Annotated in this window: 18 protein-coding genes and 2 tRNA genes; 3 read left to right on the top strand and 17 right to left on the bottom strand. The window is 42.8% G+C overall.

The features are described from left to right. Positions 1-38: 38 nt before the first annotated feature. The 5 genes from DW159_RS02945 to thyA form a co-directional block, all read right to left on the bottom strand. Complete coding sequence (locus DW159_RS02945) at positions 39-2,375, bottom strand: tetratricopeptide repeat protein (RefSeq protein WP_117548902.1); 2,337 nt, start codon at positions 2,373-2,375, stop codon at positions 39-41. A gap of 38 nt (positions 2,376-2,413) precedes the next feature. Beyond that, the gene (locus DW159_RS02940) at positions 2,414-3,415 is read right to left on the bottom strand and encodes a rhomboid family intramembrane serine protease (RefSeq protein WP_117548901.1); all 1,002 of its coding nucleotides are present in this window, start codon (positions 3,413-3,415) and stop codon (positions 2,414-2,416) included. 15 nt (positions 3,416-3,430) lie between these two features. Next, positions 3,431-4,540 carry a heavy metal-binding domain-containing protein gene (locus tag DW159_RS02935; RefSeq protein WP_117548900.1) on the bottom strand — a complete coding sequence of 370 codons (1,110 nt, stop codon included), beginning with the start codon at positions 4,538-4,540 and terminating at the stop codon, positions 3,431-3,433. Positions 4,541-4,661: 121 nt separating this feature from the next. Continuing rightward, positions 4,662-5,162: a dihydrofolate reductase gene (locus tag DW159_RS02930; protein WP_117548899.1), complete on the bottom strand. Its 501-nt coding sequence runs from the start codon at positions 5,160-5,162 to the stop codon at positions 4,662-4,664. Between the two features lie 42 nt (positions 5,163-5,204). Continuing rightward, complete coding sequence (gene thyA / locus DW159_RS02925; protein ID WP_117548898.1) at positions 5,205-6,035, bottom strand: thymidylate synthase; 831 nt, start codon at positions 6,033-6,035, stop codon at positions 5,205-5,207. A 156-nt stretch (positions 6,036-6,191) separates the two neighbouring features. Between thyA and DW159_RS02920 the strand changes: the two genes are divergently transcribed. Together DW159_RS02920 and DW159_RS02915 are read left to right on the top strand one after the other, a co-directional pair. Beyond that, positions 6,192-6,593, top strand: a complete 402-nt coding sequence (locus DW159_RS02920; RefSeq protein ID WP_117548897.1) for a helix-turn-helix domain-containing protein — start codon at positions 6,192-6,194, stop codon at positions 6,591-6,593. Between the two features lie 60 nt (positions 6,594-6,653). Beyond that, positions 6,654-7,097 (top strand): helix-turn-helix domain-containing protein, encoded by a 444-nt coding sequence (locus DW159_RS02915; protein ID WP_117548896.1) that lies wholly within the window; start codon positions 6,654-6,656, stop codon positions 7,095-7,097. Between the two features lie 5 nt (positions 7,098-7,102). Here DW159_RS02915 and DW159_RS02910 read toward each other — a convergent pair whose 3' ends face one another. The 5 genes from DW159_RS02910 to DW159_RS02890 all read right to left on the bottom strand — a co-directional run bounded on the left by DW159_RS02910 (position 7,103) and on the right by DW159_RS02890 (position 14,957). After that, positions 7,103-7,981, bottom strand: coding sequence for a TIGR01212 family radical SAM protein (locus tag DW159_RS02910; RefSeq protein ID WP_117548895.1), 879 nt, complete (start codon positions 7,979-7,981; stop codon positions 7,103-7,105). A 27-nt stretch (positions 7,982-8,008) separates the two neighbouring features. Then, positions 8,009-9,655 (bottom strand): putative manganese-dependent inorganic diphosphatase, encoded by a 1,647-nt coding sequence (locus DW159_RS02905; RefSeq protein WP_117548894.1) that lies wholly within the window; start codon positions 9,653-9,655, stop codon positions 8,009-8,011. Positions 9,656-9,825: 170 nt separating this feature from the next. Beyond that, the gene (gene carB / locus DW159_RS02900; RefSeq protein WP_117548893.1) at positions 9,826-13,032 is read right to left on the bottom strand and encodes a carbamoyl-phosphate synthase large subunit; all 3,207 of its coding nucleotides are present in this window, start codon (positions 13,030-13,032) and stop codon (positions 9,826-9,828) included. Next, on the bottom strand, positions 13,032-14,105 hold the full coding sequence (locus DW159_RS02895) for a carbamoyl phosphate synthase small subunit (RefSeq protein WP_117548892.1): 1,074 nt from the start codon (positions 14,103-14,105) through the stop codon (positions 13,032-13,034). The genes carB and DW159_RS02895 overlap by 1 nt, the downstream gene beginning before the upstream one ends. Positions 14,106-14,297: 192 nt before the next feature. Beyond that, entirely contained in the window at positions 14,298-14,957 is a 660-nt protein-coding gene (locus tag DW159_RS02890; RefSeq protein ID WP_082418038.1) for an epoxyqueuosine reductase QueH, read from the bottom strand. A 163-nt stretch (positions 14,958-15,120) separates the two neighbouring features. Here DW159_RS02890 and DW159_RS02885 point away from each other — a divergent pair, with 163 nt between their 5' ends. Next, complete coding sequence (locus tag DW159_RS02885) at positions 15,121-15,351, top strand: hypothetical protein (RefSeq protein WP_022216385.1); 231 nt, start codon at positions 15,121-15,123, stop codon at positions 15,349-15,351. A 98-nt stretch (positions 15,352-15,449) separates the two neighbouring features. Here the strand turns inward: DW159_RS02885 and DW159_RS02880 are convergent, their stop codons facing one another. From DW159_RS02880 to DW159_RS02850, 7 genes are all read right to left on the bottom strand, one after another. Further along, positions 15,450-15,866, bottom strand: a complete 417-nt coding sequence (locus DW159_RS02880) for a putative ABC transporter permease (RefSeq protein WP_022216384.1) — start codon at positions 15,864-15,866, stop codon at positions 15,450-15,452. 55 nt (positions 15,867-15,921) lie between these two features. Next, positions 15,922-16,443 (bottom strand): DUF6106 family protein, encoded by a 522-nt coding sequence (locus DW159_RS02875; protein ID WP_117548891.1) that lies wholly within the window; start codon positions 16,441-16,443, stop codon positions 15,922-15,924. 67 nt (positions 16,444-16,510) lie between these two features. Beyond that, positions 16,511-17,065, bottom strand: coding sequence for a 2-C-methyl-D-erythritol 2,4-cyclodiphosphate synthase (gene ispF / locus DW159_RS02870; protein ID WP_022216382.1), 555 nt, complete (start codon positions 17,063-17,065; stop codon positions 16,511-16,513). Between the two features lie 59 nt (positions 17,066-17,124). Beyond that, positions 17,125-17,198 (bottom strand) — tRNA-Met (locus DW159_RS02865). A 12-nt stretch (positions 17,199-17,210) separates the two neighbouring features. Beyond that, positions 17,211-17,283 (bottom strand) — tRNA-Val (locus DW159_RS02860). A 91-nt stretch (positions 17,284-17,374) separates the two neighbouring features. After that, a complete protein-coding gene (locus tag DW159_RS02855; protein ID WP_117548890.1) occupies positions 17,375-17,908 on the bottom strand; it encodes a DUF1700 domain-containing protein in 534 nt (177 codons plus the stop codon). A gap of 37 nt (positions 17,909-17,945) precedes the next feature. Then, complete coding sequence (locus DW159_RS02850) at positions 17,946-19,013, bottom strand: transglutaminase domain-containing protein (protein ID WP_242992599.1); 1,068 nt, start codon at positions 19,011-19,013, stop codon at positions 17,946-17,948. Positions 19,014-19,180 lie beyond the last annotated feature (167 nt).

The following is a 19,180-nucleotide window of genomic DNA, read 5'->3' as shown; positions in this document are numbered from 1 at the left end:
ACTATATGTATGATCATGCTACTTTATTTCTTCTTTGATCAGCCCTTCAATCTGAACGGCTTTTTCTTCGGTTGCTCTGGTTCAGCGTCAACCATTTCCTGCTGTGAGGATGCCTGCTCATCCGTCTTCTCCTCGTCGGGAGCTGCCACAGCCTCCTCTTTATCTTCATCATCAAAATTCAATATAGAATTGAACTCCGTGTTGAATTTAATTCCAAGTCTTGCAAGGAGTCTGTCTGTTTCACCGATAAGATCCTCCTCTTTCTTAAGACTTTCCGATATCTTGGCTTCATCAGCCTCTATCTCTGCATTTATATCTTTCTCTGCCGACAGATCATACAGTGCTGCATTCTCTGTGTTGTAGTCAGGGAACAGACTGCTCTTAAACACCGGGAAGCCATTATTCTTTGGCTTTTCCGGTTCTGTCTCCATCGCAATTTTCTCTTCTGACTTATCCTCTGCTTCCATTATGAATTCCTCTTCGACCTCTGATTCAGCTTCAGCCTCAGTTTCTTCGATCTCCAGTTCAGCCTCAGCTTCAAATTCTTCCACCTCTGGTTCGACTTCCACTGGAACTTCTTCCATCTCAGATTCCTCAGATTCCGCATCGATTGTAAATTCTTCTAACTCTGGCTCAGCTTCAGTCTCAAATTCATCTTCAATCTCCGCTTCGGCATCGATCGTGAATTCTTCCTCAACCTCCGGCTCTGCCTCGACTGTGAATTCTTCCTCAGCCTCTGGCTCTGCCTCGATCGTGAATTCTGCGCCAACCTCAAGTTCTTTTTCGAATTCAGGCTCAGAATCTGAATCTACCTCGAATTCTTCTTCGATCTCCGGTTCGATCTCAACTGAGACTTCATCAACTTCCGGTTCATTCTGCTCTACACCCGGCTCAACAGCAGTTTCTTCCACATCATTCTGAGACTCCGCATCTTCCATCAGATCCTCGAGATTCTCATCGTCAACCTCGAACTCCTCAAGAGATTCAAAGGCTTTATCAAAATCAAACGTTTCTGATTCAACCGGTTCATCAGGCAAAGTCTCCGGCTCTGCATCCGCCTCAAATCCATCCTCAAAGTCTCCCTCGAACTCAGAATCAAAGGTCTCCACAACAGTATCGTCTTCAGAATCGCAATCTGACGCACTGTCAGATACGTCATCAAAATCGTCACCATCAACCTCAACCATGACTACTTCCTCCGGCTCTTCTTCGATAACATAATTATCTTCCTCCACCGGTTCGGAATCCTCATACTCATTGTCGTTATCTTTGTTATACACCGCTGCATCCTCAGGAGTCAGCTCTCCGCTTATCTCGGTCATATCCTGTGACTTTCCCTCAGGAGCTTTCTCACTGTCACTGCTCATCGCCTTGAGCTCAGGTTTTGCCTTATTCCCGGCATCATCAGCGGTATCGGAAATAACTTCCTCGAGCAGTTGTTCCTTGTCAAGATTCTCGTTCTTCAGAGATTCCATCTCCTGCTCGACAAGCTCTTCCTCTTTCCTTGACATCAATCCAAATAAACCTCTGGATTTCTTCTTCGGCTCAGAATTCTCTTCTTCCTGACGAGCTTCCTTTTTCTGCTCTTTTTTATCCTTCGATCTAATCCACATCTGCTTGAATTTCATGGAACTCGTCACAGGTGCGTCATCCTCGACCATGATCATGATCTTAGCATCCTTTGGATGCATTCTCAGATCGTCTTCTTCCAGTATCTTATTTTCATTTGCTCTTGTATCTGCCTGCTCAGGATCATCATCCGGCATCTCCGTGTCAGGATAACAATAGATCATGGATTCAAGATCCACATCGCCGCCCATGAGCTTGTCCAGCATATACAAATGTGAAGAGTTCTTGTAATGCGCTCTGAATTCAACACAGGCGCTGTCAAACTTCTCCCTGTTTCTTATGTACGCATGAAGCAGAAGCATCTCAAAATCCCACTCTTCATCCGTCTCAACATCATTCGCCGACACCAGTATGCTGTAAAGTTCATTCACGGGCTTCCTGTGTGCCTTGGCTATCATATATTCAAGTCTGTATGTACCTGCATCCTTATTGGCCTGATTAAATGTATATATCTCAAAATAATGCTCTGCAAGCTGTGTAAATCCCATGGATAAATACAGTTTTATCAAAGAATATATTATCTTGTTACCAGCCGGAGCCATGGCATGTGCCTTGACAAGCGCCGCTCTGGCCTCAGGATATCTTTTGTTCTCGTAATACACCTCGCCGCATATTCTAATAAACTGTGGACTAAGTGACTTCGACAGATCCTGATGTTCAAGTATATCGAGAGCGAGACTGTAATCGCCATTGTCTGCAAGTTCCTTTATTTTGTTTACACTTGACATACTGATTCCAGTACTCATAACCCAGCCTCCCACTTTTTTATCATCGTATTATTTTATCATAAACGGCTATTCTTTACAACCTTTTGATTGGTCAGCAAAATGACTATCCCGGTCACTAACCCGGCCGCAAATCCCGCCACATGGGCAACATTATCAATACCTTCTGACATCTTTCCGTTAACCAGTGTCAGAATAAATAATATAAGCATATTAATAAGTGACAGATCCTTCACCCGGCCCTTATTATAAAATGCTATGACAACCAGCACTCCCAGAAGACCAAATATCGCTCCGGATGCACCAGCCGAGTAAGCATATGTATTATTATAAAAACAATCTATGTATGATGCAAATGACGCAGTAAGACCCGTGGCAATATAAACTATGACATAATTGAATCTGCCTATTATATTCTCAACCCTCGCACCGAGTGCGATCAAAATTACCATATTTCCAACCAGATGTGCTATTCCAAAATGTGTAAACATTGATGTCAGGAATCTGTAATATTGTCCTTTTTCTGATATCGCAAGCACTTCCACAGCCAGTTCCGTAGGTTGATAAACAAAGATACATGCAACGTACACCAGAATATTTAACAACAGTAATATCGGTGTTACAACACCGAACATTCTTATCAGATTGTGCTGGGATCTGCGGTTATCCACCACCGTTTTTTTATCGATCACATCATAGAGTGAGTCAAAGTCAGTGGGCTGATTCTCAAATATATACAGCTTTCCGTAATCCTCCGTGAACAGCCAGACATTGTCCAGTTCTTCAACTATCTTTTTTGTCATATCATCAAACATTCCGTTTGGAGTGATGAGTATATTGAGAAGATTGACTTTTCTATGCGAATCCGAAGAAACGTCAAGCAATATTTTATTATTGAACTTTTTCAGAGTCTCAGAATCAAGATTATGATTACTGCCTATAACAACAATATATACGGCATCGCTGTCTGCTCTGCCGTATACGTTGTTACTTTCCGGATTGAGTTGTCTGTAACCCTTCTCCTTAAGATTTTTTATTATCTGTACCATGTACTGTTGCATATCGTCTTATAATCCTTATAATCCAAGGAAGAGATTCTCAACTTTCTCAATAACAGAGTCCTTCATGGATCCTCTGCTCTTCTCGTAATTAAGACCGGACTCCATGATCTCAAGAAGCTGCATTCTCATTCCTGTATCAATGTCCTTGATGTACTTCATGAGTACATCCTTGATCTCTATTACATACTCTTTTGTCTTCATCTCTTCAAGCATAGGCTCGTAGTTGAATGTGATAGAGTTCTTCATCTCATCCTGCTTTCTTCCACAGATCACACATTCCTCTGCGCCGCCTTCGTTTACGTGTCCACAGTTACATGTCCACACAAGTCCATCTGACTTGTAGTTTGCTACTGCATCAATTCCCTTTTTAAGCTTGAGTGCCTTAAACTTAACGTCAGACATCTCAATTTCGATAGAATCTGCATCTATCTCGTATACTCCGCTGGCCTTGACATACTTCTTGATGTATACCTTGACGGAGGATATCATCTTTATATACTTATCCGGAAGCTTACACTCCACATAATCCGACTTGAGGAGCTTGAGGTTGGTCTTATCAAATGTAAAATCAACATCCGGCAGTGTTATATTGTCACCATAGATATTGGTGAACTGAAGCTCTGCCTTAAGCGCCTTTATATCGTCGTTATTGTAGTTGTTGAACCACACGGAAATCTTTGTTCCCTTGCCCTCTGATGCAAGTACAACCTTTGATGCCCTTGGCACGAGCAGGTCGTAATAGTTTCTTACATAAATCTCATTTCTGATGAAGCTGCTCTTGTCAAATTCTGACTTGTACTGCTCCTTTATGTTTACCAGAGTTCCACTGGCAACAACAGCAGTCACGTTGTTGGTGTATTCCTCAACACCCGTTCTGAATCCAACTACAGCATTATACTTCGTCTCACGAACCATATCTGTGAAATTATTGATTGTTTCATTGAGGATCTCATCGATCTTCTCCTGATAGATATCTCTTCTGTCCGTGGCAATATCCGCAATAGATGTTCCGAAATCCTTCAAAAAGTTGGAATTAAGTATCGTCTGTGTGAACTTGTATGTTCCATAGTCAACGATATCATATCCCTCAAAGCTTGTTCCCGATGTAATTAATACTTCCTTCATTAGCGCACCTCCCAAATATAAAAAAATTGTATCACAATAATCTTCATTTAACAAATGTTTTTTGTGAATTTTCAATCAAAAAAAGGTGCTTTTTTGTGAATATTATAAAAATTATTATAATTTATTTCTTCACATCACTATTTTTATATGTGACAAATGTAAAATTCACCTCTGACACATCCTCACCCGGTCTCTCATCCGTCACATTCCAGTTGTCCATTTTGTCGAGATCCGAAATAAATGCATCAGCCTCAAATTCTCTGTCTATTTTGGTGATAACCGCCTCATCACAATATGGTATGAGCTCATCGTAGATAGTCTGTCCGCCTATGACAAAAATGTCATCCGTGTTATACTTTGCCAGCTCTGCAAACAGTTCGTCCATCGAGTGGACAACCACCGCATCCTCAACTGTATATTCAGGATTTCTGCTGAGAATTATATTTGACCTTCCCTTGAGCGGTCTTCCACCCGGAAACTCCTCCAGAGTCTTCCTCCCTAGAACAACGACATGCCCCATCGTGGTCTGTCTGAAATTCCTCTGATCCTCCGATATCCTTATCAGTAATCTGCCTTTATTTCCAATAGCCCAATTCTTATCTACTGCTGCAATAAACTTCATATGTCCTCCATCTGTATACTTCCCGTCCCATGCTTCATAGTCTTATATCGCAATAGGAATATCCTTAATCTGTGGTCCCGTCTCATAGTCTTCTATTCTGAAATCATCCAGAGTAAAGTCATAGAAATCCTTAACATCAGGATTCATGTAGAACTTTGGAGCAGGATATGTAGGTCTTGTTATCAGCTCCTTGACTATCGGTATATGTCTGTCATATATGTGAGCATCCGCGATCACATGTACCAGTTCTCCCGGCTTAAATCCCGTGACCTGGGCAAGCATATGTACCAGAACCGCATACTGGACAACATTCCAGTTGTTGGCCGCAAGAACATCCTGGGATCTCTGATTCAATATAGCGTTGAGTCTGTCCCCAGTTACATTGAATGTCATGCTGTACGCACACGGATACAGGTTCATCTCACTCAAGTCCTGGTGAACATATATGTTAGTGAGCATTCTTCTGCTATATGGGTTATTCTTAAGGTCATATATCAGTCTGTCCACCTGATCCATCATACCCTCTTTGTATTTATGCTTTACACCAAGCTGATATCCATATGCTTTTCCTATGGAACCGTCCTCATCCGCCCAACTGTCCCATATATGGCTCTTGAGATCATGAACATTATTTGACTTTTTCTGCCAGATCCAGAGCAGCTCATCAATAGCCGACTTCACATACGTCTTTCTAAGTGTTATCGCAGGGAATTCCTTTGACAGATCATACCTGTTGACAACACCAAAGCGCTTTATGGTGTAGGCAAATGTTCCATCTTCCCACTTTGGTCTGACCTTCTCCCCCTCCGTACTATATCCATTATCGATTATATCTTTACACATGTTTATAAAGAGATCATCTGCAAGACTCATTTGGGTAACCTCCGATTGTTTTTTCAGATAATTATATCATACTCTCCATCCCACATGTGATTAATTATTACATCAAATAACACTTTTTATTACATTTTGATTTACAACGGACTATTTTTGTGTACAATGCAAAAAAACATTCAAAGGAGGTGAAACATGAAACCACATTCATCCAATCCACTACCTGCCCTTCTCAGATACTTCAGACAGAAGGCAGGACTCACACAGCAGGATGTCGCAGCCGCGCTCTCTATTTCCAGATCCGGATATGCCAACTACGAGGAAGGGAGAAACATACCAAATATAGAACAGGCCATAAAACTGTCAGAGCTTCTCGACCACGATTTTCTATACGCATACACCCTGTCATCAAGATACATGCAGGGGCATCCAAAGCCATTGCAGATCGTCATGGAGGACAATTCATACATGACCGCCATAGAATCCAACCAGAGCACAGCAGACATGCTGGGCAATTACAGATCTCTAAACGACAGCGACCGCCAACTGATAGACACATTTGTGGCAAATCTAGCATCTAAAAATTCCAGACTGTAGATTCAGTATTATACCCACCAATTACAGTAAATATTATTTTCAAGGAGAAAACAGGAAAATATGAAAAAAAGAAAAGAACGCAACATTGATCCGTCGGTGTACGAAGACGATTCATCCGATCAGGATTTTAACTGTGCAGTGATAGGCGGCGCACTGAAGTCTCTAAGGCGCAGCCACGGAAAAAGGCAGCAGGAAATAGCCGCCATCTTGAAGGTGTCCGTCTCCGCCTACTCGCACTATGAATGCGGAGAGCGAATCCCGGATCTCATAAATCTTATCAGGATATCCAATTTATACAGTATTAATATGAGTCATCTGGTGCTGCTCACCTGCATCGATATAGCAAAGAAAAATAAAATGGACATCAGCGAAGTGTTCCTCGCCTACAGTCACGGCAGGACTCTTCCACCGGAAGCGACAGGAATACTGTCCGACTGTGATCAGCTTGACGACAATGGCAGGGAAAATCTCAGGCTGTTTTTAAAGTCTGCACTGAGCTGCTAGCAGACTCACAATTTCGAAATAATACGGTTCAAATCGTTTATAACTCTCTTCTTATCAGCACTCCACAGAGGCGCAACAAGAATATTCTTAGGCCCATCCCCGGTGAACCTGTGAACAACCATATCAGGAGGAAGCTCTTTAAGACAATCACACAAAATATCTGCGTATTCAGCAAATGTCAGTGCACGGAACACTCCTTCCTCATACATTTTTTCAAGAACAGTTCCCCTGAGGACATGAAGCAGTTGGAGCTTTATACCATTTGCGCCGCTTCGCACTATGTACCTTACCGTATCAATCATATCCTCCTTCGTCTCACCGGGCAGGCCTATTATCATATGAACTATAATGTGAACTCCCAGTTCTCTGAGTCTGTTCATCGTCTCATCATACACACTTATGTCATAACACCTGTTGATGAGCTGTGCTGTCCTGTCATTTGCTGTCTGGAGGCCAAGTTCTATCCACACAGGTTTAACAGCTATTATATCTTTTATCATATCTATGACCTCCGGGCCAAAGCAGTCCGGTCTGGAGGCTATCGATACAGCCGCAATGTCATCCCTTCTTGCAGCCGCCAGAAACTTTTCGCGCAAAGCATCGACATCACCGTATGTATTTGTATATGACTGGAAATACGCTATATATCTGTCGCATTTGCATTTGCCTGATATCCTCTTTTTTGCCAGTTCTATCTGTTCATCTATGCTCATGACTGCATCCTCAGAGAAATCTCCCGAGCCGCTGGCACTGCAAAAAATACAGCCACCTGTCCCGACTTTACCATCACGGTTGGGACAGGTGGTTCCTGCATTCAATGATATCTTATATAATTTCTCTCCAAATGTATCTCTTATATATGCATTTGTTGTATATATATCCATACTGTTACCTTCTATATACGATCCTGTCTATATCTGATGTGTCGCCTTTACAAGAGCAGGAACTATCTGTTTCTTTCTTGATACAACACCGGAAAGATATGCATAGCTATCCTCAAGCTGCACATCAAATGCTTTACTGCACAGTTCCTGTGCATTCTCTCCCACGCATATGATACCTGAGCCCTCCTGAAGAATATTGGTCATTGCAAACAGGACCACATCACAGCCAGGCTCCATATATTCACCGAGGAATTCACGCATACCGTTTCTTATTCTGTCTATCTCTTTCTCATTGACGGAATTGATCTGTCCAACAGCAACAACCATATCTCCAATGTCGAATTTCTTGAAATCCTGATGAAGTATCTCATCCATGGTCTTGTCCTTGAGGTTGCTTCCCGCGTCGAACATCTCCATGGCAAATTCATATATGTCTATCTCTGCAAGCCTTGCAAGCTCCTTTGCAGCAGCCTCGTCTATGAATGTACACGTCGGAGACTTAAATGCCAGTGTATCGGAAAGTATCGCTGCGCAGAGCAGTCCGGCTATCGGCTTATCTATCTTGACATTCTGCTCTTTGTACATCTGATAGATGATCGTAGCAGTACATCCAAGTGGCTGATTTCTGAAATACACAGGATTCATGGTCTCTATATTTGCGATCCTGTGGTGGTCGATTATCTCGAGTATCTCGGCATTCTCCACGCCGTCAACAGACTGGGTTCTCTCATTGTGATCAACAAGTATGAGCTGTTTCTTTCTCGCATTGATGTAGTTACGCCTTGATACAAGTCCCTTGTAGTTGCCATAGCCGTCCGTAACCGGAAAGTATCTCACTCTGGTCTTTGCCATGGTCGTCTTAAGTGTATCTATATCGTCATCCTCATAGAATGTCATTATACGGTCTCTTATCATGAAGAATCCGATAGGCATGCTCTGTCCGATAAGTCTGGCAACAGCATAGGTGTCAGTCGGTGTTACGACAACCGCACATCCCTTGTTCTTAGCAAATTCCAGGACAACATCAGATATGCTGTTCACAAGACAGACTATGAGCATGCTCGCACCGCAGTTTATGGCCGCAAGCTGAGCCTCAACCCTGTCACTCACTATGACTATGTCATTTTCCTTGACATGTCTCTCAAGGATGTCAACCTGGGCAGCTCCCACGATCACTCTTCCATCCTTAACATATCCGTCGGCGTCACCGTATACAAGCTCGCCATTTATAGTATCTATTATGTGTGAGAACTTTGTACCAGCTATGAACAGGGAATTATCATCCTTCTCAAGCATATATGCCTCGGCTATATCTCCAACAGTTATGATTCCTTTTATCTTGCCGTTATTGACGACCGGAAGTGTCGTGGCGTCGTTATCCTGCATTATCTCAAATGCTCTCTTCATGGTGATGTCTCCCGACACACCATCAACTATTCTGTATGCTATATCCTTCACCTGTACATTTACATTGCTCACAAGTGCCGGCTCCTGCACACCAAAGTAATCAAGGACAAACTGTGTCTCTTTATTTATATTTCCAGCTCTCTTTGGAATGTATTTGTTCTCATGCTGATTTTTCAGATGGGCGTACGCAATCGCTGAACATATAGAATCCGTATCCGGATTCTTATGTCCTATGACAAACACCTCATCTGTAGGAACATTATGCATATTTCACCTCTTATTTCTATCAATTATAATGCATTCATTTCTATGCCACGCAGGGAAGATGCCTTGTGACATCCCACATGCTAACAAGCATAAATTGAATGAGGCAAAATGACAACCCCTTTTAACGTTGTTTATCATTTTGCCCCATTTTTTATCTGTTTAATCAGAACTTATATCTCGCTTATATCCACGAGTGAAAGCTTTGTGGTATCAGCGGTCTCAAGGCTTGTGAGCAGCGCATCGGCTGTATCAAGGCTTGTAAGACATGTAACACCTGTCTCAACTGCGTGACGTCTGATGATAAATCCATCCTTGCTTCTCTCAACACCCTGTGATGGAGTGTCGATGATCAGATCGATCTCATGGCTCAGTATCAGGTCAAGCAGATTTGGTGATGGCTCCTCAACCTTGTTGATGAGCTTTGCAGGAACACCATTCTCATTGAGAACTCTGCATGTGCTTCTTGTTGAATATATCTCATATCCAAGAGCAGCAAATCTCTTACCAATATTTATAGCATCCATCTTATCTGAGTCCTTGACTGTGAGGATCATCTTCTTGGTCTTTGGAAGATTGATTCCGGCTCCAAGGAATGCCTTGTACAGAGCCTCATTGTAGTTCTTGGATATACCAAGGCACTCTCCTGTTGACTTCATCTCAGGTCCAAGGCTTATCTCAGCGCCTCTGATCTTCTCAAATGAGAATACAGGCTTCTTGATCGCGAAATACTCTGACTCCGGCTGAAGACCAGGTGTGTAACCCATATCCTTGATCTTCTCACCTGTGATAACACGTGTTGCAAGATCTACGATAGGTATTCCTGTTACCTTGCTTATATATGGAACTGTACGGCTTGAACGAGGATTTACCTCTATTACATATACCTCATCATTGTATGCAATAAACTGTATATTTATAAGTCCGATTACGTGCAGGCTGTTTGCAAGCTTCTTGGTGTAATCAGCGATGACTCTCTTTGTCTTTGGTGAGAGTGTCTGTGCAGGATATACTGAGATACTGTCTCCTGAATGTATTCCGGCTCTCTCAACATGCTCCATGATACCAGGGATAAGTATGTCATCTCCGTCACATACAGCATCGACTTCGACCTCTTTACCCATGATGTACTTATCTACAAGTATTGGGTGCTCCTGGGTATGTCTGTTGATGATATCCATGAACTCTATGATATCCTTATCAGAGATCGCGATCTGCATTCCCTGTCCACCGAGAACGTATGAAGGTCTTACAAGTACCGGATAACCCAACTCATTTGCAGCCTCAAGCGCCTGCTCTCTTGTAAATACCGTCTTACCAGCAGGTCTTGGTATACAGCACTTCTCAAGGATCTCATCGAAGAGCTCTCTGTCCTCTGCTGCATCTACATTCTCTGCACTTGTTCCAAGGATTGGTACCCCCATCTCCATGAGTGCCTCTGTGAGCTTGATAGCGGTCTGTCCACCGAACTGTACAACAGCTCCATCCGGATGCTCCAGATTTACTATAGCCTCAACATCCTCCGCTGTAAGAGGCTCAAAGTAAAGCTTGTTTGCTATATCAAAGTCTGTACTGACTGTCTCAGGGTTGTTGTTGACGATGATTGTCTCGTAACCCTTTCTCTCAAATGCCCATGTGCTATGAACTGAACAGTAATCGAACTCGATACCCTGTCCGATTCTGATCGGGCCTGAACCAAGTACCATTACTTTCTTCTTTGAATTGTCCTCAGCGACCTCGTTCTCCAGAGAATCAAAGCATGAATAGTAATATGGAGTCATGGCATCAAACTCTGCTGCACATGTATCAACCATCTTGAAGTGTGCTGTTACACCGTAGTCGTAACGCATCTGTCTGATCTCTTTCTCTGTCTTGCCTGTGAGTCTCGCGATAACCTTGTCAGGGAACTCAACTCTCTTGATCTCCTTCATTAGCTCCTTGGAGATATCTCCCTTGGACTCGATTATCTTTCTCTCAGCCTTAACAAGGTTGTGGATCTTGTCTATGAACCATCTGTCAATCTTGGTGATGTCATAGATCTGATCGTATGATATTCCACGTCTGATAGCCTCAGCTATGACATAGATACGTCTGTCATCAACATGTCCGAGAAGCTTTATAACCTCTTCGTCTGTCATATCCTTGTATCTGCTTGACCAGAGACTGTCTACATGCTGCTCCAGTGAACGGAGAGCCTTCATAAGTGCACCCTCAAAGTTTGTACAGATACTCATAACCTCACCGGTTGCCTTCATCTGTGTTGTCAGATCATGGTCAGCGGCGATGAATTTATCAAATGGAAGTCTAGGGATCTTGACAACCACGTAATCAAGTGCCGGCTCAAAGCTGGCATATGTCTTCTTTGTAATAGCGTTCTTGATCTCATCCAGGTTGTATCCAAGGGCTATCTTGGCAGATACCTTTGCAATAGGATATCCGGTTGCCTTTGATGCAAGTGCCGATGATCTTGAAACTCTTGGGTTTACCTCGATAACACAATACTCAAATGAATTAGGATTCAGAGCAAACTGAACGTTACATCCACCCTTGATGTTGAGCTCTGAGATAATGTTCAGTGCTGAACTTCTGAGCATCTGGTATTCCTTGTCTCCAAGTGTCTGCGACGGAGCTACAACTATAGAATCTCCTGTGTGAACTCCGACAGGATCAAGGTTCTCCATGTTACATACAGTTATACATGTACCATTTGCATCACGCATAACCTCGTACTCGATCTCCTTCCACCCTGCTATACATCTCTCAACGAGGACCTGCCCAACACGTGAAAGTCTGAGACCGTTCATGAGGATCTCCTTGAACTCTTCCTCATTGTTGGCTATACCACCACCTGAACCTCCAAGTGTATATGCAGGACGAAGAACGACAGGGTATCCTATCTTCTTGACAAAGTTAAGACCGCCCTGAACAGTTGTAACGACCTCTGAAGGTGCTACAGGCTCATGGATCTTCTCCATAGTCTTCTTGAACTCAAGTCTGTCCTCGGCCTTCTTGATGGTCGTTGATGATGTTCCTATGAGAAGCACGTCATGCTCTCTGAGGAAACCTGACTCATCAAGCTCCATGGCGATGTTGAGGGCTGCCTGACCGCCGAGTGTCGGCAGAAGGCTGTCCGGCTTCTCCTTCTCAATGATAGCCTTTACAACATCAACCGTAAGAGGCTCAATATATACCTTATCTGCTATATCCTTGTCCGTCATGATGGTTGCAGGGTTTGAGTTGATGAGGACAACGCACAGTCCCTCTTCCTTAAGAGAACGGCACGCCTGTGTTCCGGCATAATCAAACTCAGCAGCCTGACCGATGACTATAGGACCTGATCCGATAACTACAACCTTTTTTATATTAGGATTCTTTGGCATTACTTTGACACCTCCATCATATTCATAAATGTATCAAACAGCGAATCTGTATCCAGCGGACCTGCACATGCCTCCGGATGGAACTGAACTGTCTGTGCATTCTTTCCAAGATAGTGAACTCCCTCTACTGTTCCGTCATTTACATTGACGAAGCTGACCTCTGCGATCTTTCTGTCGAGGCTGTCTTCCTTGACCATATATCCGTGATTCTGTGTTGAAATATATACCTTGCCGGTCTTCATATCTCTTACAGGATGGTTTGCACCTCTGTGTCCGTACTTCATCTTCTCTGTATCACCGCCGTTGGCAAGCGCCATGAGCTGATGTCCAAGACATATAGCAAAAATTGGAATATCTGTATCGAAAAGCTTCTTTACCTGAGCTATTGTGACCTTACACTCCTTTGGATCTCCAGGACCATTTGTAAGCATGATTCCGTCCGGAGCGTCTGCGATGATCTCCTCAGCAGGTGTCTCTGCAGGATATACAGTAACCTGACAACCTCTTGCAAGGAGGGACTTGACGATGTTCTTTTTAACACCGAGATCGATGACTGCAACCTTATATCCATCGCCAGGATAGAACATTTTCTCCTTACATGTAACATCGAGAACAACATGTCCCATCTTCCATGCCTTAATACGCTTCATGCACTCATCAAAATCATAATTCTCATCAGTTGTGATCATACCTCTCATGGTACCATCTTTCCTGAGGATCTTGGTAAGTGTTCTGGTATCTATTCCTTCTATACCAGTTATATTATTCTCAACAAGAAATTCGTTTATGGTCATCTCGCTTCTGAAATTACTAGGAGTCTTGCAGAGCTCTCTAACAATGAATCCTGACTGCCAAGGTCTGCCAGCCTCCATATCCTCTCTGCATACACCGTAGTTGCCTATAAGCGGATATGTCATACATACTGACTGCCCTGCATATGATGGATCTGTAAGAATTTCCAGATAGCCGGTCATCGAAGTATTGAATACTATCTCACTGATTATCTCGTCAGTAGAGCCAATACTTTTACCTTCAAACACGTGTCCGTCTTCAAGTATCAAAAAAGCTTTCATAATCGTATTCCTTTCGTTTTTTCTATTTTTGCTCAAAAAAAAAGAGTGAAAACGGGGAAACGCTTGAGATAACCCACATTTATTGGCCTCTTTTTTTCTTAATTTAATAAATACTACCACATTTGACAAGGCGGTACAATATTTTTTTCGATATATTTTTTATTTTTGTGTTCACGACAAAAATCTTGTTTTTTATTCAATATTTTTATTAATTTTTTCATCTCTGAGCTCAGCAGCCCGTCTGCTGAATTCACATCCACAGAAATTCTGTCTGTATAATCCATATTCCTTTGACAGCTCTATCGAGTGCTTATATCCATTTTTCTTCTTGAAATCACTGAACAGATAATCTATGTCGTATTTCCTGCTCATCTCTGCACCTATCTCGTTCAGCCAGTCCGCATTCTTGTGGGGGCTTATCGACAATGTGGTCGTAAATACGTCATATTCATTTTTCTTCGCATGGATCGCGCTCTTCTCAAGTCTCAGCTTATAGCAGTCATAGCACCTGAGTCCTCTCTCAGGAAGATCCTCCCTGCCCTTAGCCATATCCAGAAACACCTGCGGCTCATGCTCCGCCAGTTCGACATCCACTCCTTCCACATATACTTCATGTACAAATCTGTCAAGCTCACGGAATCTTTTTATGTACTCATCGTAATCCGTTATATTTGGATTGTAAAAATAAGCTGTTATGTCAAAATGCTCCGCAAGGACCGACAGACAATGGCTGGAACATGGCGCACAACAGCAGTGCAGCAACAATTTTTTTCTGCCGCATTGTGTATTTTCACTATCAAATTCAGCTATCTGTCTCTCCATCATTTGATAATAATTTGCATTTTGCATCATTGTTTTCTCCTTTTTTGTTGATATTTCACACCACATTTTACAACATTCGATGATCTTTTGCACATTTGTGCATGTTTACTAGTTGACTTTGTTATATCTTTACAATATACTGTAGATAGTTACTAAAGCACGTTATGATCATTTATCAATGGAGGTGTAGATTATGACAGTTCAGCAGGCAATTAAAAAGTACAAGTTAGAGCCGCTCAGCGTCAGCGTTGCCAAGGTCAAAGCCAAGGAGCTCAACGTTGATGAAGTTCTTTACATGAATGTGCAGAAGAACAAATATGCGTATATCGTACGCGATTCACGTGGTATAATGTTGTACTCTGATGAGCGCAATCTTTATACTAAGCTTTATAAGGGTTTAAAGATTACTCCCCTTGAATCATAATATTTTCACACGGAATTTATTAAATATGCACACACATGGAATATGGGAAAAAGCTGTTACTCCACTCCCCTATGGAATCAAGAGCTTTTTCCCATATTTTATATTAATCTGTACTCAGGCCTTTCTTCATTATACATATGACACCGTATCTCATCATCCACATATATTATGATCAGCGACAGGAACATCCACAGGATAGAATAAGGCACACATATCTGCCCCGCAAGATTTAACGGCATATCAGAGTAATCCCACACGTTAAGTCCTAGTCTTATATTCACAACATACCCGGTCAGGAACTCCAGCTCAGATATTATCACAGAGGAAACCAGCATCTGCGCAAGTATCCCCATCTTCGGAAACATCTGGTTCAGTCCGCCGCACAAAAGCGTAGCAAGACCTCCACAAATTATCATGGAATAATGGGAATAATGCCTGGCCGATATCTCCAGGAAATAATATATCATCCCACCCGTCATAAATATAGTAAAGCACTTACACACAAAGACCCTCACAGCGACACCTCCTGTATATATACAGTTTAGTATCAACCGTGAGGGTCAATATTATTTATTCTTTATACTTTCCTCTGAAAAAGTTATTTACATGATCAATAGTTCTGTCTGAGAGCTCAAGCTTCACGAATTCAGCCTTGCCGTTCTTGTTGAGGACGAACACATACACACCATCCTGATTCTGCTTATTGCCGGATGTGAAATCCCTGGTCTTTATTGAGCTGTCCTGCTGAAGCTCATTGTCGAGGTAAATGCATCCCTCTTTCGCAATGAACTTTACATCGGCGTTGCTGAAGCTTATGATCTTTTTTCTGCTCTTCTTTGCAATGATCCTTGCGATGTCTATATCCTCATTCACCATTATATATTCATACTCCGTCTCTCTTCTGGAAACAAAAATACCAAATACAACAGCACCTGCAATCGCAACTAAGAATCCAATACTGCCAAAGCCCTGAACGAACATCGCTGCGCCAAGTCCGGCGATCATCAGCACGATTCCGGCAGCCATACTGCAGGTAACACTCGCAGGTGTCTTCGCCTTAACTATATGTTCTGCATAACCATCATTTAACATACCTTTTTTCTCCTTAAGTTCTTTAAAATTCTAAGCCTTTATATTCTAGCATACATGGGCTGTTTTGTCATCTTATTCCCGCTGGACATCCACCGCATCCGCCACAGCCTGCCGTTCTGACAGCTCCGGCATCATCTCCGGCGTAATTAAATGCCGACTCTATGAGGCACACCGCCTGGGAGCTTATTCCAAGTCCCCCTCCGGTAAACCCAAGCTTCTCCTCCGTTGTCGCCTTGATATTGACCTGATCCTTGTCTATACACAGGCAATTACAGATATTCTCCCTCATCTGATCAATGTACGGCGCCATCTTAGGGCTCTGGGCAATTACGGTCGCATCTATGTTCTCGATGATGTAGAGCTTCTCCTCGAGAAGTCTCTTCACTTCTGACAGGAGCTTCATGCTGTCCGCTCCCTTATACCTCTCATCAGTATCAGGGAAATGCTTTCCAATATCCCCCAACGCCGCAGCACCGAGAAGCGCATCCATTATCGCATGAAGAAGTACATCCGCATCGCTGTGTCCAAGGAGTCCTTTCTCATATGGAATCTCAACTCCTCCGATTATAAGTTTTCGTCCCTCAACTAGTCTGTGGACATCGTATCCCATTCCAACTCTCATGTGATATCCTCCTTATATGAATAAAAAAAAGACGGAATGTCTTCCGTCTCATCAAATAGTAGCGAGAGGGGGATTCGAACCCTCGACACTGCGGGTATGAACCGCATGCTCTAGCCAACTGAGCTATCTCGCCATGTCTTGTAAATGGGACCTATAGGGCTCGAACCTATGACCCTCTGCTTGTAAGGCAGATGCTCTCCCAGCTGAGCTAAGATCCCATATTACTTCGTGTCATCGCTGACACCTTTGTTAGTATACTCAAGTGACCATGTTTTGTCAACAACTTTTTTCACTTTTTTATTTTATTTTTTATCGGCCTCCACCAAACAGGTAAATAATGAGATTCACTATGAACAGAATGATGACAACAGGTATCACGATATACCACACTATCTTAAATCCCAGCCAGATAACTCCAAGCACTATACCTATAACAAGTGCAGCCACAAGAATGAGTATTATCGCTGTCAGCACCTTGCCTATCGGTGAACTGAAATCAAGCTTGCCATAAGCAAAGCTTGTATTGCCCTCGTCGTCCACATTTACATGCCAGCCCTTCTGACTGCTTCCGCTGGCTTTGCGGGTGTTGTAGCTGTCATCATACGAAGAGGATTCTGTATCATAATATCTTCCGCTTGCGCCCTGTCCCTCTGTGTCAATGATCGTCTTGGCGATCAGTCTTGCAGATCCCAGAGATGAACATATCTCCTCCTCTGACTTGCCTGCTTCTTTCTGCTTCTTAAAATAATCCTCATAATAATTTATCGTGTCATAATATGTCTGCGTTGAGACATTTCCATCAAGAGCTTTCTTCAGCTCATCCATAAACTCTCTTTTTCGCATATCGCACCTCCGCGCCATTATGTCAATTCTATTTTTATCACTTCATATTCAGATATACGACGACAACTTTGTAGCCGCCCATATCTTCCACCACATAATTTATAGACCTTATATTGCCATAATTGTACAGAAATGACAAGTCAAATGTTTCGTCATCTGTATATATAGCAGCTTCCAGCACATTACTGCCGCCCATCTGTATCCTTATGCCTTTTTTATACTCATCGAACGAGTCATAGGTATAAAACCTCTTTTTATAGAAATTATACGCTGTGTCGGCACACTCTCTGTAGAATTGCTTTTCCCATGAGTGAGTCAGTTCCAGTGTGCTGTCATCGACATTCACATAGGTGTGCTTCAGATAGCTTCCCATATCCGGCAGCGAGTCATCCCATGTCAGATCCACATTATACCATTCTCCGCCGAGCTCTATCTGATTCCATGCATGAAGTCCTTCCTCCGTGCTTCCGACTACTATGTCACATTTGACGCCCAGACAGGACATGATTATGAAGAACGCCTCAGCGTAGCCGTCGCACACGCTCTGGTGAAGCACCAGCGCTCCATATGCCGTATATGCATCATCATTATTGTCGGGATATCCATAGACACAGTTTTCCACTATATAATCGTGCACGGCGATCTCCTTGTCAAGGTCGCTCATGCCATCTGAAATGTTGTCATTTATAAAGCTGTCGATCACCTCATATATCTGCTTCGCCCTTATGTTGTCCTCCGGGATATCCGTTCCTTCTATATATTTTCTGACAGCATAATAATTATCCGACAGTTCATAGTTGAGCTGTATTGCCAGATATCTTCCCGTCTCAATTATTATCCTGTACGTATCCACTGAGCCGTATGCCGAATCTATATATTTGTTGATGTTGTGCACATCACTTTTCGCCACATTACTTACATAATACATGCCCGACGCGTCTCCGTCCTCCATATCCTGGACAACGGCCGCCCGGAACTCCACCAGGCCATCAAGCATCTGGCCGCTCTTGATCACATTGAAGAACAACCACCGCACTCCCACCATCATCAGCGAGAGAACAACTACAATACTTATAACTCCAAGAATCTTCTTTTTTGTACCCAAACTTCCTGTCAATCCTCCATCCCTGCTTTGCTGCGGTGATCCGCCTGTATATTTTATCATCTGTACTTTTGCGCCGCAAGCACCAACCACGCATTTCCTGTGGTTATAAATAAACCTTATTTGTGTTGATATGCGCACTTTTATGTTGTAAAATGTACTTTGTTTGA

The sequence above is a fragment of the Coprococcus sp. AM14-16 genome (assembly GCF_003434675.1).
In the GTDB taxonomy this organism is placed as follows: Bacteria; Bacillota; Clostridia; order Lachnospirales; family Lachnospiraceae; genus Coprococcus; species Coprococcus aceti.
Note: the sequence above shows the minus strand (reverse complement) of the source record. Positions and strands in the feature narration are given on the sequence as shown.